Origin of the sequence: Nocardia neocaledoniensis (assembly GCF_003182135.1) — a bacterium.
Lineage (GTDB): Bacteria > Actinomycetota > Actinomycetes > Mycobacteriales > Mycobacteriaceae > Nocardia > Nocardia neocaledoniensis.
This window is the reverse complement of sequence record NZ_QGTL01000002.1, coordinates 485,824-502,771: the sequence shown is the minus strand read 5'-3', so window position 1 is coordinate 502,771 and position 16,948 is coordinate 485,824. Positions and strand designations below refer to the sequence as shown.

Genomic DNA, 16,948 nt, shown 5'->3' with positions numbered 1-16,948 from the left:
GTAGCGTGTGTGAGCAAAGTTACGCATGAGACGCCCGGAACGAGACCCCTGACGCGCGAAGGTTGCGCGACGCAAGAATCTGATCGGCGTCACCGAGGAGAATCTGATGGGAGCTTACTCGACACCCCGGCTGGAACCCGCAGCGGCGAACGGCGATTCGGTCGCGGCGGCAAATGTTCAGCACGCACTGTCGAACCCGCCGGGCAATCGCGCTGTCGCGGTCGTCGCGCGGGTCATGGGCTGGTTGTTCTTCGTCGGCGGACTCGTCGGCGCCGGGCTCGGTATCGCGGGCCTGCACGTGGAGGTCACTGTCGCGGGCCTGATCCTGGCCTGCACCGCGGGACTGATCCTGCTGAAGCTGCGCACCGACCGCGAGGCGCTCGGGAAGAGCTGAACCGCAGCACAATTCGAGTGCGATCCGCCCGCTCCGGGCCTACCGTCGAACCCATGCGGATCGACATCACCGGAGACGCGGCCCAGTTCATGACCACCGCCGAGGCCTTCCTGCGGCGCGACCCGTTGCGGCACACGGTGATCGCGACCGGCGTGGCCAACGAGCTCGCCGGTCGAGCGGGCGGCGCCGGGATCAGATTCCTGACCGTGCGCGACGACACCGGTGCGGTGGTCGGCGTCGCCACCAGCGCCTACGGCGGGCGGGTCTACCTCGGCGACCTGCCCGCGGGCAGTGTCGCCGCCGTGGCCGACGCCTTCGCGGCCGAGGGCACCGCGTCCACCAGCGTCGAAGGCGTGCAGGCCGATGCGGCGGCCTTCGCGCGGCATTGGACCGAAAGCACCGGCGGTTCCGCGTCGCCCTTGTTCTCCGCGCGGTTGTTCCGGCTCGGCACCTTGACGGTGCCGCCCGCCGAGGGGAAGCCACGGCTGGCCACCCTCGATGACCTCGCGCTGTGCTGGTCTTTCGCGCAGGAGTTCTATCGTGAGATCGGCGACCCGCCGCACCTGGACGAGAACGCCGTCCGGCAGCGGATCGAGGGCGGGTTCTGGTGGCTGTGGGAGCACGGCGGCGAGGCGGTCGCGCTGGTCGCCCGGCAGGTGCAGGTCCTCGGCTGGGCCAGGATCGGGCCGGTGTACACGCCTCCGCAACACCGTGGCAACGGGTTCGCGAGCGCGCTGACGGCCGCCGTCTCCGGCGTCATCCGGGCCGAGGGCGGCGATGCCTGCCTGTTCACCGACCTGGCGAATCCGACCTCGAACAAGATCTACCAGGCCATCGGATACGAGCCGGTCCGCGACTTCACCTACTTCACCCTGACGCGGGCCGCCGCGCGCTAGACCAGCGGCGCGCGCTGCCACCATTGGAGCATCTCGGCCTCGTCGGCGATGAAGCCGCGGCTGTACATGAGCACGGCCGCGCGGTCCGGGTCGGCGTCGAAGCGGGTGACCATGCGCGGCGAGAGCGGCTGGCTGTCGTGCAGCACGAAATTCGTGTAGCCGTGGCCGGTGTGGGACGCGGCGCGGGCGTCGTTGGCGGGCAGCGCGTCGACGGCCCGCGCCGCCTCGGCCGCCGACGGGTACAGGAAGAACTCGTAGATCGCCTTGTTGCCGCCGCCGAAGCAGTGCCACATGACCAGCCAGTCGCCCATGTCGGCGTCGTCGGTGTCGCGGCTTGCGGTGGTGCGGTCGTAGGCGAAGCAGCCCGCGTTGTCCAGGCCCGACCCGGCGTGCACCAGGGTGCTCGCGGTGGTGGCCGGCAGCATTGCCGGGAACTCGGCGCTGAGGGTGGCCGCGTTGGCACCGACGATCTGGCGATCGGTGGTGGGCTTGGTGGTGGTCGTGGGGCGCTGGGCGGCGGCAGTGGTGGTGGGCGTGGGTGATTCGGTCGTGGTCGTACCGGCGCTCGCGTCATCCGGCCCGGTCAGCTGCCCGAAGATCAGCCAGCCGACCATCCCGAACAGCACCAGCGCCGCCACCCACCCCACCGGCGTCGCCTTCCACCGCGAATGCCGGTCGCGTCCGAGATAGTCGTCGGCCACATTCGACCGCCGCACACCCCGATCCTGCGGCCGCCCCGATCCGCCACCAGCCCCCACCCCACCCGCCCGGGGCGGCGTGAACGATTGCGGCGCACCACTCCATACACCTTCCACCGGCGACGGCTGGGTACCGGCCCAGGAACCCTGCGGCATGCCCGGCCGCGCCACGCCCCACGCGGCCTCTGGTGATGACGGCTGCGGCGCAGCGCCTGACGAAGCCTGCGATGCTCCGGGTGGGAACGGCTGGGCCCCGCTCGACGGGGACGGTGCCTGCCACGCGCCGTGCGAGGCTTGCGGTACCTCCGGTGATGACGGCTGAGCCCCACCCCATACGGCCTGCGGCATGCCAGGTGTCGACGGGGAAGCGTTGGCGTGCGCGGGATTCGGCGTTCGGGGGTCTGGACCGGTGAACGGCGTTCCTGCGAGCGGGTACCCGGATGCGGGGGTGTACTGGTAGGCCGCGGTCGGCGAAGACGGTGGGAACGGTTGTGCGGCGGCGGGATTCGCCAGGGCCCGGGCGGCGGCCGCGGCGAACTCCGCGCAGGTGGGGAAGCGTTCGGCCGGTCGCTTGGCCATGCCGCGCGCGATCACGGCGTCGAGGGCGGGCGGCAGGCCGGGGCGCAGGGCGCTCGCGCGGGGCGGCGGCTGCTGCAGGTGGCCCTGGATGACCGCGACGGGGTTGCCCGCCTCGAACGGGGTGGCGCCGGTGAGCAGTCGGAACAGGGTGCAGGCCAGGGAGTACTGGTCGGCGCGGCCGTCGAGGGCGATACCGGACAGCTGCTCAGGGGACGCGAAAGCCAGGGTGGCCGTGAAGGTTCCGGTCTGGGTGAGTTTGGCGGCCTTGTCGTCGTGCAACCGCGCGATACCGAAATCGGTGAGATACACCCGCTCCCCGCCGTCGACGGGCTCGAGCAGGATGTTGGCCGGCTTCACATCGCGGTGCAGCACGCCCCTGCTGTGCGCGAAGTCCAGCGCCGCCGCGGTCTCGGCGACGATGCGCACCGCCCTGGCCGCGTCGACCGGCGGCGGCAGTGAGGCCGCGTCGGAACCGTCGATGTAGCGCATCGAGATCCACAGCTGCTCGTCCTCGACACCGCGGTCGTACACGGTGACGATGTTCGGATGCTCGAGCTGCGCGACCAGGTCGGCCTCGCGTTCGAACCTGGCCCTGATCTCGGTGTCGAAGAACAGTTCCCGGTTCAGCAGCTTCATCGCCGTGCGCCGTGGCAGCCGGGGATGCCGGGCCAGATACACCGAGCCCATGCCGCCGCGGCCGAGCAGCCGCTCGATGGTGTATCCGGCGAAGACGCCGCTCTCGTCGATCATCCAGGTCAGTTCAGCGGCGCGGAACGCCACCAGCGCAACAACTCGTCGGCCTCGCCGTAGCCGTCGGTGAACATCAGGAACTGGGCGCGGTCGGGATCGCCGGTGAACTGGGTGATGATCTTGTTGCCGTTGTCGGTGAACTTGTAGTTGGTGTACTGCTTGCCGCCGTTGGTGTCGAGCGACTTGGTGTTGGTGGGCAGCCCGTTGATCACTGCCTGCACATCGGCGGCCGAGTTGTAGACGTAGATCCGGTAGAACGGGTCGTTGCCGTTGCTGCCGCCGCCGTCGTAGCAGCGCCACTGCCAGGCCCAGGCCCCGAAGTCGGGGTCGCCCTCGTTGGCCGAGGGCGTGTAGCTGGAATCGGTCTCCCAGCAGGAGGCGCCGTTGTAGCCGATGTCGCCGTCGGTGGTGGCGGGCACCATGCGGCTGAACTCGGCGCTGATCGCGTCGGCGTTCGGGGTGACGTGCTTGCCCGCGGCCGTCGAGGTCGTCGTGGAGGTCCCACCGCCACCGGAATCACTGCCGCTGAGCGCGACACCGACCACGACCAGCAGCACCACCACGACCACGGCGACGATGATGCCGACGATCAGCCCGGTGTTGGACTTCGACGGCGGGCGCTGCGGATACTGCGTGAAGTTGCTCGACGGCGGACGCGGCGGCGCGGGCGGTGTCTGGTTGTACTGCGGCCGCGACTGCTGGGTGTACGGGTTCTGCGTCGCGGCACCACCGGTGAGCTGCTGATTCGGCATCGGACCCGCGGTCAGCGGACCCTGGGTGTGCATCGGCCCGCCGGTCATCGGGCCCTGGGTGGCGGTGTGCATCGGGCCGCCGGTCATCGGGTTCTGATTGGCCACGGGATACGGCGCGCCGGTCTGCGGGATCGCGCCGCCCGTCGTCGGGCGCTGTCCGCCGCCGGTGATCGGCATCGCACCGCCGGTGGTGGGGCGCTGGCCGACGATCGGCAGCGCGGGCGCGCTGGGATTGTTCAGCGCGGTCAGGGCGGCGGCCGCGAAGTCCGAACAGGAGTCGAACCGGTCGTCGGGCCGCTTGGCCATGGCCTTGGCGAGCACGCTGTCCAGCGCGTACGACAGGCCGGGCCGCACGCTGCTCAGCGGTGGCGGCGGTTGCTGCAGGTGCCCCTGGATGACGGCGGCGGGATTGGTCGCGGTGAACGGTCCCGACCCGGTGAACAGCCAGAACAGCGTGCACGCCAGTGAGTACTGGTCGGAGCGGTGATCCAGCGACGCGCCGGTGAGCTGCTCGGGGGAGGCGTAGGCGAGGGTCGCGGTGAAGGTCCCGGTCTGGGTGAGATGACCGGTGTCGTCGCGCAGGCGGGCGATGCCGAAGTCGGTGAGGTAGACGCGTTCGCCGCGGCCGGCGCCGGAGCGGGCGAGCAGGATGTTGGCCGGCTTCACGTCGCGGTGCAGCACGCCCATGCCGTGCGCGTAGTCGAGCGCGTCGGCGGTCTCCTTCACGATCTGCAGCGCGCGGGCGGGCGGCAGCGTCTGCGGGTCCACCGAGGCGGCGTCGACACCGTCGATGAACTGCATGGAGATCCACAGCTGTTCGTCGTCGAGACCGCGGTCGTACACGGTGACGATGTTCGGGTGGTCCAGGCGCGAGACCAGATCGGCCTCCCGCTCGAACCGCGCGCGGACCTCCGCGTCGAAGAACATCTCCCGGTTGAGCAACTTCAGCGCTGTCATCCTCGGCAAGCGCGGATGCTTGGCGAGGTAGACCGATCCCATGCCACCACGGCCGAGCTGCCGTTCGATGACGTAGCCGGCGAAGACATCTCCGTTGGCCAGCATTGTCTGCTCCACTTCCCGCCGTGCTCCGGGACCCACCAGCGCACGCGCGTACAGCAAGAAAGCCGCGGCCGGGTGGCCCGCCACGGGAAAATCAACGAAACCTTAGCAGTCGCCGACCGCGCGGATGGTTGCTCGCGCGGGGACCGACGCGACGCCGCCGATCACGGTGGCCGCCGGGGCTGGGGCGGCACGATGTAGCCGGGATGATTACGGCCGCCGGGGAAGTCGATCGTGCCGCGGCGCTGGGTGCCCCGGCGCGGCGGGACGGCGGTGTTGCCCGTCGACGGTCGCGGCGGCGCCGGTTGCGGATGTGGCTGCGCCGGGGTGACGTGAGTGTGCGGCGGTGCCTGCGGATACGGCTGCGGCGGTGTGGCCGGACGCGAATACTGATGCGGCGGATAGGGTTCGCGCGCACGCAGGATCACCCCGGTCGCGGTGGGCTGCCTCATCTGCTGCCACGGGCCCGGCACCGCGAACAACGCGGCCTTGGCCGCCTCGGCGAATTCGGCACAGCTGTCGTAGCGCAGGTCGGCGCGCTTGGCGGTGCCCCTGGCCAGCACGGCGTCCAGGGTCGGCGGCAGATCGGGGCGCAGGCTGCGCAGCGGCGGCACCGGCCTGCTCAGGTGGGCCTGGATCACCGCGGCCGGATTGGGCCCGGCGAACGGCACCGACCCGGTGAGCATCCAGAACAGCGTGCAGGCCAGCGAGTACTGGTCGGCCCGGTGATCGAGCGGGGCGCCTGCCAGATGTTCCGGCGCGGCGTAGGCCAGGGTGGCGGTGATGCTGCCCGCGGAGGACAGCGTCGTCTCGCTGTCGCGCACGGCCGCGATGCCGAAGTCGGTGAGCACCACCCGTTCCGGGCGCCCGATCGGCGGTTTGGCCAGCAGGATGTTGGCCGGTTTCACATCGCGGTGCAGCACCCCGCTGGCGTGCGCGAAGTCCAGCGCGGTCGCGGTCTCGGCCACGATCTGCACGGCCCGGCCCGGCGTGAGCACATTGACATCGGCCGTGGCCACATCGGTGCCCGCCACGAACTGCATCGAGATCCAGAGCTGGTCGTCCTCGGTGCCGCGGTCGTAGACGTTGACGATGTTCGGGTGCTCGAGCTGGGCGACGAGGTCGGCCTCGCGTTCGAAGCGGTGCCGGATCTCCGCGTCGGCCGACAGGTCGCGACTGAGCAGCTTGAGCGCGGTGAGCCGGGGCAATCGGGGATGACGGGCCAGGTAGACCACCCCCATCCCGCCGTGGCCGAGCACGCGCCGGATCGTGTACCCGGCGAACACGTCGCCTTTGCGCAACACCGCGAAGTCACCCCCTCCAGGGCAAGAGCACCCGTCGAAATTCTACCGATGTATCTCTCGAAGCCCCCGGTCCGCAACATCCGGCGATCGGTGTCGGTGCCGCGGATTAGGGTGGCATCATGCGCATTGGAGCACACGTTCGTGACGAGAGCGATCCGATCGGCTTCGGTGAGAAGCTCGGCGCCGAGGTCATCCAGATGTTCGTGGTCGATCCACAGAGCTGGGACAAACCCCAGCCGCATCCGAAGACCGCCGAGATCCTGGCCAGTCCGATCGATGTCGTCGTGCACTCGTCGTATCAGATCAATGTGGCCAGCCTCAACAATCGGCTGCGGATGCCCTCGCGCAACGCCGTGGCCCAGCAGGCGAAGGCCGCCGCCGAGCTCGGCGCGTTCGGCCTGGTCGTGCACGGCGGGCACGTGCGCTCCGACGCCGAGCTCGACACCGGAATCGACAACTGGCGCAAGCTGTTCGAACGTCAGCAGGACAAGGGCGGCTTCGCGGTGCCGATCCTGATCGAGAACACCGCGGGTGGCAATCACGCCATGGCGCGGCACTTCGACACCATCGCCCGCCTGTGGGACGCGGTCGGTGACTACGGCGCCGGGTTCTGCCTCGACACCTGCCACGCGTGGGCGGGCGGGGAGGACCTGGTCGGCATCGTCGAGCGGATCAAGGGCATCACCGGCCGGATCGACCTGGTGCACCTGAACTCCTCGCGCGACGAGTTCGATTCCGGCGCCGACCGGCACGCCAACTTCGCCGAGGGCACCATCGATCCGCAGCTGCTGGCCGAGGTGTGCCGCACCGCGGGCGCGCCGGTCATCCTGGAGACCCCCGTCGACGGTGTCGCCGACGACCTGGCCTACCTGCGGGAGAACCTCGGCTGAGCCGTTCCGATCACCCCGAGAGAAAACCTGTCAGTGGAACGGATTTCGCGGTGTGCTTGACGCGCATCAACCGTTCCACAACGACAGAGGTGATCCCCATGACGGTCGACCACGCCACCCCAGCCACCGTGACGGTGACCAAGCTCGGCGCCCACATCGGCGCGCGGGTCGACGGCGTCCGCCTCGGCGGTGACCTCGACGCGGCGACCGTCGCGACCATCCGGCGCGCGCTCAACGAGCACAAGGTGATCTTCTTCCGCGGCCAGGACCACCTCACCGAGGACGGTCAGCACGAGTTCGCTCAGTTGCTCGGCAGCCCGACCACCCCGCACCCGACGGTGACCTCACAGGGGGTGAAGAGTCTGGCCATCGACTCCGAGAACGGCCGCGCCAATTCCTGGCACACCGACGTCACCTTCGTCGACCGGGTGCCCAAGGCCTCGATCCTGCGCGCCGAGTACCTGCCGACCTACGGCGGCTCGACCACCTGGGCCTCGACGGTGGCCGCGTACAACTCGCTGCCCGAGCCGCTCAAACTGCTCGCCGACAATCTGCGCGCGGTGCACACCAACGTCTACGACTACGCCGCCCGCAATGTCGAGCCGCTGCGCCCGAAGTCCGAGGAGTACCGGGCGGAGTTCCAGTCCACCTACTACGAGACCGAGCACCCGGTGGTGCGCGTGCACCCGGAGACGGGCGAGCGCGCGCTGCTGCTCGGGCACTTCGTGAAGAACTTCGTCGGCCTGTCCACCAGCGAGTCGCAGGCGCTGTTCCGCCTGTTCCAGGACCGGGTGACGCGGCTGGAGAACACCACCCGCTGGACCTGGGCCGACGGCGACGTCGCCATCTGGGACAACCGCGCCACCCAGCACTACGCGATCGACGACTACGACGACCAGCCCCGCCGCCTGACCCGCATCACCCTCGCCGGCGACATCCCGATCGGCGTCGACGGCCGCGCGAGCACCGTCATCGCGGGCAACGCCGAGCACTACTCGATCGTCGAGGAGCCCGAGCTCCTGGCCAGCTGAGACCTCCCGCCGCATCGCGCGGCGGCGGGCAGGCGCTAAGGTCGCTGGGTGGCGGACAACTCTATTCGGCCGTTGGACGGAGTGCGGGTCCTGGAACTCGGCAACTATGTGGCCGCTCCCACCGCCGGACGCATCCTTGGTGATTTCGGCGCCGAGGTGATCAAGGTCGAACGGCCCGGAACGGGCGATGAGCTGCGCAATTGGCGGCTCTACGGTGGCGACACGTCCATGCTGTACCGCACCGTGAACCGCAACAAGAAGTCGATCGTGCTCGACCTGCGCACCGAAGCGGGCCGGGCGGTGGTGCTCGACCTCGTGCGGCACTGCGATGTGCTGCTGGAGAACTTCCGGCCCGGCATGCTCGAGAAGTGGGGGCTCGGTCCGGAGGTGCTCGAGGAGGCGAACCCGAAGCTGGTCATCACGCGGATCTCCGCCTACGGCCAGACCGGGCCGATGGCCGCGCGGCCCGGTTTCGCCGCGGTCGCGGAGGCGGTCGGCGGCCTGCGTGAGCTGGTCGGCGATCCGGACCGGCCGCCGGTGCGCGTCGGTGTCTCGATCGGTGACTCGATCGCGGGCATCTACGCGGCCTTCGGCACCGTGATGGCGCTGTTCCAGCGGGAACGGGTCAGCGGGCCGGTGCCGCAGGCCGAGCGGATCATCGACGTGGCGCTCAACGAGTCGATCCTGTCGGTGATGGAGTCGCTGGTACCCGACCACCTCGCCTACGGGATCAATCGCGAGCGGGTGGGCGGCCGGATGGAGGGCATCGCGCCCAGCAACGCCTACCCGACCAGCGACGGCTACAGCATCATCATCGGCGGCAACGGCGACGCCATCTTCCAGCGGTACATGGGGCTCATCGGCCGCACCGACCTGGCGGCCGATCCCGAGCTGGCCGACAACGCGGGCCGCTGGCGGCACCGCGAGCGGCTCGACGCCGCGATCGCCGAATGGACGATCCGGCACACCCGCGACGAGGCGCTGAAACTGCTCGACGACGCGGCCATCCCGTGCGGCCCGATCTACACCGCCGCCGACATCGTGGCCGACGAGCAGTACCGGGCACGGAATATGATCCAGACGTTCCCCGTCGACGTGGGCGAGCCGGAACCCAAGCAGGTGGGGTTCCCCGGCATCGTCCCGGTGATCGGGGAACAGTCGCTGCCGATCCGGAACGTCGGCCCCGATCTCGGCGAGCACACCAGAGCGGTGCTCGGCGAACTGCTCGGGATGAGTGACGACCAGATCGACGCGCTGGAGGCGAAGTGAGCAGGCGAGTACACGGCAGGCGCCGCCCACCGGTGCGCAGCAAGTGGGAACAGCGCGGTCCGGGCCATGTGCGCCCGACCGTCCATCCGACCCCGGCCAGCGTCGGCGACAAGCCGTGCGGCGGGGTGATGTGTGTGCCTGCGCGGGAATCGGATCCGCGATGACGGCCCCGCTGCTGCGGGATGTGACGCTGCGCGACGGTCTGCAGCTCACCGGCAAGGTGCTCGAGACCGAGCGCAAAGTCGACATCGTGCGGCGGCTGCTCGCCGCCGGGGTGCCCGCGCTGGAGATCGGTTCGATGGCCCGGCCGGATCTCGTGCCGCCGATGGCCAACTCGCTCGAGCTGATCGCCGCGCTCACCCCCGATGAGCTGGCGAAATGCTGGGTGTGGGTGGCCACGCCGCGCCATGTCGAGAAGGCGGCGGCGGCCGGGGCGCGCAATTTCCAGTACTGCTTCTCGGTATCGGACGCGCACAACCAGGCCAATATCGGGCGCGACACCGAAGCCTCGGTGGCCGCGATGCCCGACGCGATCCAGCTGGCGCGCGAGGCGGGCGGCGAGATCCAGCTGTGCCTGGCCACCACGTTCACCTGTCCGTTCGACGGTCAGGTGGACCCGGCCAGGGTGCTCGCCATCGCCGCCGACCCGCGTACCGAGGGCGCCGCGGACATCGTCCTCGCCGACACCCTCGGCCAGGCCCACCCCGGGCAGGTGAACGCGCTGGTCGCGGCCGTGCGGGCGCAGACGCCGCCGCGCCGGATCGTCTTCCACGGCCACGACACCTGGGGCATGGGTGTCGCGAACACCCTCGCAGCCGTCGCGGCGGGCGCCGACATGGTCGACGGCGCGCTCGGTGGCCTCGGCGGGTGCCCGTTCGCGCCCGGCGCCAGCGGCAACACCGCCTCCGAGGACATCCTGTTCGCCACCCGCCCGGACTGGTTCACCCCGGACACGCTGGCGAGCCTGGTCGGCCTCACCGAGGAACTGCTCGCCGAACTCGGCGAACCGAACCGTTCCCGGACGGCGGAGGGCGCGCGCTCGAAGTCTCCGGCGTTCGAATGGGTTATTCCTGGGGCCTAGGGGGAATCCCGGATGGCGCGGTGCGCGGTGGACAGACAGACTGGACACCATGACTTCGCACGCCACGGGCACCGAGGCCGCCGACGCGGCTCCCGCCACCTCGATCGCGGCCGCCGCGCACGATCTGGTCAAGCTGTACGGCTCGGGAGATACCCAGGTCAAGGCCCTGGACGGGGTGTCGGCCGACTTCGCCAGGGGCGAGTTCACCGCGATCATGGGCCCCTCCGGCTCGGGCAAGTCCACGCTGATGCACTGCCTGGCCGGTCTCGACAGCGCGAGCGCGGGCTCGGTCCGCATCGGTGACACCGCCCTGACCGGCTTGTCGGACAAGCAGATGACGGCCCTGCGCCGCGACCGCATCGGCTTCGTCTTCCAGGCGTTCAACCTGGTCCCGACGCTGACGGCGCTGGAGAACATCACCCTGCCGCTCGACATCGCCGGCCGCAAGCCCGATCAGGAGTGGCTCGACACGGTGGTCAAGCGGCTCGGTCTCGGTGACCGGCTCGATCACCGGCCGAGCGAGCTGTCCGGTGGTCAGCAGCAGCGCGTCGCGTGTGCGCGCGCGCTGGTCGGCAAGCCGGAGATCATCTTCGGCGACGAGCCGACCGGCAACCTGGATTCGCATTCCTCCGGTGAGGTGCTGTCGATCCTGCGCGCCTCGGTCGACGAGTTCGGGCAGACCGTGGTCATCGTGACCCACGATCCGCGCGCCGCCGCCTACGCCGACCGGGTGGTCTTCCTGGCCGACGGCCGGATCGTCGACGAGCTGCGCGATCCGACCCAGGATTCGATCCTCGACCGGATGAAGGCGCTGGAGACCAGGTGAACACAGCATCGCGAAGCGGTTCGATGAGGGGCGGCGGTCGGGTGGCGGGTCGGGCCAACCCCATGCGCAAGGTGGCCTTGCGCAATCTCGCCGCGCACAAGGTGCGGCTGGCGCTGACGCTGCTGTCGGTGGTGCTCGGCACCGCCTTCATCTCCGGGTCGTTCGTCTTCACCGACACCCTGCAGCGCACCTTCGACGGCATCTTCGAGGGCCAGGCCCAGGGCGTCGACGTGCGCGTCGGACCCAAGGAGCGGCAGTCGCTCGGCCTGCCGACCAATATCGTCGACGCGCTGGCCAAGGCCGACGGCGTCGACCGGGTCGCGCCCGCGGTGAACGGGCCGGTCGTGCTGCTCGAGCCCGACGGCAAGAAGGCCGTGCAGACCGGCGGCGCACCGAGTTTCGGCCTGTCCTACCTGCCGCCGGAGCAGGCGGTCGAGGATCCGGAGACCTTCGTCGCCGGTCGTCCGCCCGCCGAGACCGGCGAGATCGCGCTCAACAGCAGCGGCGCCGAGAAGGCGGGCTTGCAGGTCGGGCAGCGGACGAAGGTGCTCATCCCGTCCAAGGGCGACCCGTTCGACGTCACCCTGACGGGCATCTACGAGATGCCGGGCGCCGAGAGCAGCGGTGTGGTCGCGGTGATGTTCACCGAGCAGCAGGGCCGCAAGCTGTTCACCGACGGCTCGCATGTCGCCTACGCCGACATCGCCGCCAAGCCCGGCGTCGATCCCGACGATCTGCGCGATCAGCTGGCCGCCGGACTGCCCAACTACAAGGTGCAGAACGCCGACGAGGTCCGCGAGGACATGAAGAAGGAGATCTCCGAGGCGCTCACCTTCATCAACTACTTCCTGCTCGCCTTCGGCGCGATCGCGCTGATCGTGGGCACCTTCATCATCTACAACACCTTCTCGATGATCGTGGCCCAGCGGCTGCGCGAACTGGCGCTGCTGCGCGCGATCGGGGCGAGCAGGGAGCAGGTCGGGCGGTCGGTGGTCGGCGAGGCCGTCGTGATCGGCCTGATCGGCAGCGTGATCGGTCTCGCCGCGGGCATCGGGCTGGCGTTCGGCCTGTCGGCGCTGCTCAACGCCTTCGATCTGGGCCTGCCCACCGGATCGCTGACGGTGCTGCCGCGCACCGCGATCGTCGCGCTGCTCGTCGGCCTGATCGTCACCGTGGCCAGTGCCTACGCGCCGGCGCGCCGCGCGGCCAAGGTGCCGCCGGTGGAGGCGATGCGTTCCGAATTCGCCAGCGCGGGTGACTCGTTGCGGCTCCGCACCGTGGTCGGCGCGGTCATGGCGGTGGCCGGTGGCGTGCTGGTGTACCTCGGCGCGCAGGGCACCGGCAAGAGCGCGGCGGTGACCGTCGGCGTCGGCGCGCTCGGGTTGATCCTGGCCGTACTGCTGGCCGCGCCCGCGTTGTCGCGGCCGATGGTGCTGGTGCTCGGCGTGCTCACCCGGCCGTTCGGGCCGATCGGGCAGATGGCGCGCAACAACGCGGTGCGCAATCCGCGCCGCACCGCCGCGACCGCGTTCGCGCTGACGCTGGGTCTGATGCTGGTCTCGGCGATCGGCATTCTCGGCGCCTCGGCCAAGACCAGTGTCGGGGTGCTCATCGACAAGGGCGTGAAGGCCGAGTACGTGCTGGCGGGCCCGCAGATGATCGGCGCCCCGATCGGCGCGGTCGACGCCGTGCGCTCGCAGGTGCCCGGGGTCAGCGACGTCACCGGGATCCGGGTCGTCGCGTTCAAGGTCGACGGCGAGCAGATCGGCGCCACCTCACCCGACGGGCCGATCGATCCGGTCATGGACATCGACGTGATCAGCGGCTCCACCACGATCGCGGCGAACGGGCTGCTCGTCGACGAGACCGCGGCGACCGAGCGCGGCTGGAAGGTCGGCGACAAGGTCACCGTGACCAGCCTCGACAACCAGAAGCTCGAGCTCACCGTCGGTGGCATCTACGCCAATTCGCCGCTGCTCGGCCCGATGGTCGTCGATCCCGGCGTGTACGAGAAGCTGATGCCGCAGAGCCTGCGCACCAACATCTTCGTGCTGGTGAAGGCGGAGCCGGGCACCGATCTCGCCGCCATGCGGACGAGTCTGGAGAAGGCCACGGAGCCGTTCGTGGTGGTGCAGGTGCAGGACCACGAGGAGTTCAAGGGCGCGCAGGGGCAGCAGATCAACACCCTGCTCGCCATCCTCTACGGCCTGCTCGCACTCGCGGTGGTGATCGCGGTACTCGGCATCATCAACACCCTGGCCCTGTCGGTGGTGGAACGGCGCCGCGAGATCGGCATGCTGCGCGCGGTCGGCACACAACGCTCCCAGGTGCGCCGCACGATCTACCTGGAATCCATGCTGATCGCGATCTTCGGCGCCATCGTCGGCCTGATCCTCGGCATCGCCCTGGGCGTCGGCTTCCTGCGCACCCTGCGCGACCTGGGCATCGACCAGATCACCATTCCGTGGTCGCAGCTGGTCGCGGTGCTGATCGCCTCCGGCGTGGTGGGTGTGCTGGCCGCGGTGTGGCCGGGTGTGCGGGCGGCGCGCACGCCACCGCTCGCGGCGATCGCCGACCTGTAAAGCGGAACGAGTCCTCGGGCCCTGGCGGAACAGTCCGTCGGGGCCCGAGTGCGTGTGTGGCCGAGGGGCGATCGCGCAGCGGTGTCGGTGGCATCGTTCGCTGGCCCGAGTGCGTGGCGGCCGGCAGTGATCGCGCGTCGGCGCTGTCGAGGCGCGGTGGCGGATCGTGGCGCCGCCCGCTCATGGAAGGCGGACCGGGCGCGCGGCCGCGCGAACGCCTCCGCTCGCGACGATCGCGGACCTGTGGGCGGAACGGATCATCGGGCCCCGGCGGATTCGTCCGTCGGGCCTGAATGCGTGATGGGCCGGGAGTCAGGCCGGGTAGCGATCGAACCAGTCGCGGGTGGGCTGGCCGTGCTCGTCTCGCGGTGGGGTGAGGCCGAATTCGGTGCAGTAGTCGGTGGCGAGGCGGTCGAGGGCCGGGCGGGCGTCGACGGTGCGGGCCCAGCGGCGGGGGAGGGCGGTGTGGCCGTAGCGGGCGCCGAGCAGGCTGCCCGCGAGGGAGCCGGTCGCGTCGCTGTCGCCGGAGTGGTTGACCGACAACAGGAGTCCGGCGCGCACGATGTCGTGCGCGGGGCCGCCGAGGCTCTCGGCGGCGAGTACCGCGAAGACCGCGATGGCGAGGGCCTCCGGACCGATCCAGCCCGCGCCGAGGGATTCCACGTCTTCCGGTGTCGGCGTTCGCTGTTCGCGCTCGATCCGGGCGGCCAGTGCGGTGGCGGCGGCGAGCGCGGTCGAGGTCTCCTCGTGGTCGGGGTAGCTCGCCAGCTCGGCGCGCGCGTGGGACAGCGCCGTCGGGGTGTCGTTACCGCGGGCGAGGCGGTAGATCAGCGCGGACAGGGTGCCCGCGGGCAGCCAGCCACTCGGGTGGCCGTGGGTGAGAGCGGCGGCGTCGCAGCCCAATTCGAAGATGGTGCCGGTCGCGGCGCCGGAACGGTCCGCCGCGTAGCCGAATCCACAGGGCGCCGCCCGCATCACCGCGCCGCTGCCCTTGGAGTTGTTGATCGGGCGCTCGCGAGTGCCGAGCGGATTCGTCGGCGCCTGCCGCTGGGCCGCCTGCCGCAGCGCCGTGTACACCGAATTCGCCACGCCCCGTTGCTCGATCAGCTCCCGGTGCCCGCTGAGCGAACTGAACAGTGTGACCGGCTGCTCGCTCACCTCGCCGACCTGCCCCCGCAACCACACCAGCATGCCCTGCTGCAACAACCCCATGGTCGCCCCGCCGATGCCCTTGGCCCTGGCCCGCACCGACCCGCGGATCAACGCCTCCACCGTGAACGCGGTCAGCTGCGTCTCCTCGGAGATGCGCGGCTCGTCGACATCGGTGACACCGTCGCGGCCGTACACCTCCCGGATCCGGCGCAGCGACAGCGCTTCCACCGGCGCGCCGAGCGCGTCGCCGACCGCGCCACCGAGCAGGCAGCCGTGCACCGCGTCGAGCCACACCGACGCCGCGCTGGGCACCGCGTCGCTGCTCCGACTCGCTCGGGCGGGGTGAGCGGTCGCCGCCGCGGAGTTGCCGCCCGCCTCGCGTTCGGGGCCAGCGGCCGCCGCACCCATGTGGTGGCGGCGGTCGGCGGACAGGTCGCCCGCAGGCCGTTCGCTGTGCCGGTGACGGGCGGATCGGTTGTCGTTCGGCGCATCAGGTCGCGCTTGGCCGAAAGCCGCTGTTCCCGAAGATCTTCCGATCGCGGGGTGCGGGCCGGGGCGACGGGTGTCGGCTGGGGCGTCGGCCCGCGCGGCGCCGGAATCCGGTGTTCCCAGCGACCTTCCGGCGACGCGGCGGGAAGCCTGGTCGTGGTCGACCGGCGGTGGGTTCGCCACGGCGCTGTGGCCCGAGCCTGGGTGGCGGTCCGGGTGCCGGGTGTTGATTCTGGGGCGGCCGTCGGCCGGGGTCGCCGGGCCGGGGGCCGTCGGGTCGAGGCGGCGGGCGAGATCACCCGCACCGAGCGGGAGGCCGCCCGTCGACGGACGCGATCGACCGCGCAGGGCGTCGGTGAGGGCTGTGGCGAAGTCGGTGCAGGTGGCGAAGCGGTGGGACGGGTCCTTGGCCATGGCCTTGGCGAGGACGGCGTCGACGGCGGGCGGCAGGGTGTCGCGCCGGGCGCTGGCGGGCGGGGGTGGGGCGTTGAGGTGGCCGAGCATCACGGTGGCGGGGTTCGGCGCGTCGAACGGGCCGGTGCCGGTGAGCAGCCGGAAGACGGTGCAGGCCAAGGAGTACTGGTCGCAGCGGTGGTCCAGCGGGGAGCTGGTGAGCTGTTCGGGGGAGGCGTAGGCGATGGTGGCGGTGAACTGGCCGGTGCGGGTGAGGCCGCCGGTGTCGTCGAGAAGTTTCGCGATGCCGAAGTCGGTGAGCACGACCCGCTCGTCGAATCCGGCGCCGACGCCGGCGGTCTGGGAGAGCAGGATGTTGGCCGGCTTCACGTCGCGGTGCAGCACGCCGCGCCGGTGCGCGTAGTCCAGCGCGCTCGCCGTCTGGGCGACGATCTGCGCGATCCGCTCCGCGCCGAACCGCGCGGCCGGGACCGCCGACGCGTCGACACCGTCGACGAACTGCATCGCGATCCACAGCCGATCCTCGTCGAGCCCACGGTCGTAGACGGTGATGATGTTCGGATGGTCGAGTTGGGCGACCAGGTCGGCTTCGCGCTCGAACCGGGCGCGGACCTCCCGATCGGTGAACAGGTCCCGGTGCATCAGTTTGAGCGCGGTCAGCCGCGGCAGTCTGCGGTCGCGGGCGGCGTACACCGCGCCCATGCCGCCGCGACCCAGCTCGCGTTCGATGACGAACCCGGCGAACACCTCCCCGCGCCGCACCATCGCCTGCCCCCGTTCAC

The 16,948-nt window shown here is 70.8% G+C and carries 12 protein-coding genes; 8 read left to right on the top strand and 4 right to left on the bottom strand.

Annotated features, from left to right (window positions below):
* Positions 1–106: 106 nt before the first annotated feature.
* Entirely contained in the window at positions 107–394 is a 288-nt protein-coding gene (locus DFR69_RS06625; RefSeq protein ID WP_110036528.1) for a hypothetical protein, read from the top strand.
* 53 nt (positions 395–447) lie between these two features.
* On the top strand, positions 448–1,290 hold the full coding sequence (locus DFR69_RS06620; protein WP_110036527.1) for a GNAT family N-acetyltransferase: 843 nt from the start codon (positions 448–450) through the stop codon (positions 1,288–1,290).
* On the opposite strand, the gene DFR69_RS06615 is transcribed toward DFR69_RS06620, so the two are convergent.
* The 3 genes from DFR69_RS06615 to DFR69_RS06605 form a co-directional block, all read right to left on the bottom strand.
* Entirely contained in the window at positions 1,287–3,317 is a 2,031-nt protein-coding gene (locus DFR69_RS06615; protein ID WP_110036867.1) for a serine/threonine-protein kinase, read from the bottom strand. The genes DFR69_RS06620 and DFR69_RS06615 overlap by 4 nt on opposite strands.
* 5 nt (positions 3,318–3,322) lie before the next feature.
* Entirely contained in the window at positions 3,323–5,131 is a 1,809-nt protein-coding gene (locus DFR69_RS06610; protein ID WP_110036866.1) for a serine/threonine-protein kinase, read from the bottom strand.
* A 161-nt stretch (positions 5,132–5,292) separates the two neighbouring features.
* On the bottom strand, positions 5,293–6,432 hold the full coding sequence (locus tag DFR69_RS06605) for a serine/threonine-protein kinase (RefSeq protein WP_110036526.1): 1,140 nt from the start codon (positions 6,430–6,432) through the stop codon (positions 5,293–5,295).
* Between the two features lie 119 nt (positions 6,433–6,551).
* Between DFR69_RS06605 and DFR69_RS06600 the strand changes: the two genes are divergently transcribed.
* The 6 genes from DFR69_RS06600 (at position 6,552) to DFR69_RS06575 (ending at position 14,111) form a co-directional block, all read left to right on the top strand.
* On the top strand, positions 6,552–7,322 hold the full coding sequence (locus DFR69_RS06600) for a deoxyribonuclease IV (RefSeq protein ID WP_110036525.1): 771 nt from the start codon (positions 6,552–6,554) through the stop codon (positions 7,320–7,322).
* A gap of 98 nt (positions 7,323–7,420) precedes the next feature.
* Positions 7,421–8,353: a TauD/TfdA dioxygenase family protein gene (locus DFR69_RS06595; RefSeq protein WP_110036524.1), complete on the top strand. Its 933-nt coding sequence runs from the start codon at positions 7,421–7,423 to the stop codon at positions 8,351–8,353.
* Between the two features lie 48 nt (positions 8,354–8,401).
* The gene (locus tag DFR69_RS06590) at positions 8,402–9,622 is read left to right on the top strand and encodes a CaiB/BaiF CoA transferase family protein (RefSeq protein ID WP_110036523.1); all 1,221 of its coding nucleotides are present in this window, start codon (positions 8,402–8,404) and stop codon (positions 9,620–9,622) included.
* Positions 9,623–9,782: 160 nt separating this feature from the next.
* Positions 9,783–10,703 carry a beta/alpha barrel domain-containing protein gene (locus DFR69_RS06585; RefSeq protein ID WP_110036522.1) on the top strand — a complete coding sequence of 307 codons (921 nt, stop codon included), beginning with the start codon at positions 9,783–9,785 and terminating at the stop codon, positions 10,701–10,703.
* 49 nt (positions 10,704–10,752) lie between these two features.
* Entirely contained in the window at positions 10,753–11,529 is a 777-nt protein-coding gene (locus DFR69_RS06580) for an ABC transporter ATP-binding protein (protein ID WP_110036521.1), read from the top strand.
* A gap of 62 nt (positions 11,530–11,591) precedes the next feature.
* Positions 11,592–14,111 carry an ABC transporter permease gene (locus tag DFR69_RS06575; protein WP_110036865.1) on the top strand — a complete coding sequence of 840 codons (2,520 nt, stop codon included), beginning with the start codon at positions 11,592–11,594 and terminating at the stop codon, positions 14,109–14,111.
* 312 nt (positions 14,112–14,423) lie between these two features.
* Here the strand turns inward: DFR69_RS06575 and DFR69_RS35655 are convergent, their stop codons facing one another.
* Positions 14,424–16,931: an ADP-ribosylglycohydrolase family protein gene (locus DFR69_RS35655; RefSeq protein ID WP_208643916.1), complete on the bottom strand. Its 2,508-nt coding sequence runs from the start codon at positions 16,929–16,931 to the stop codon at positions 14,424–14,426.
* Positions 16,932–16,948 lie beyond the last annotated feature (17 nt).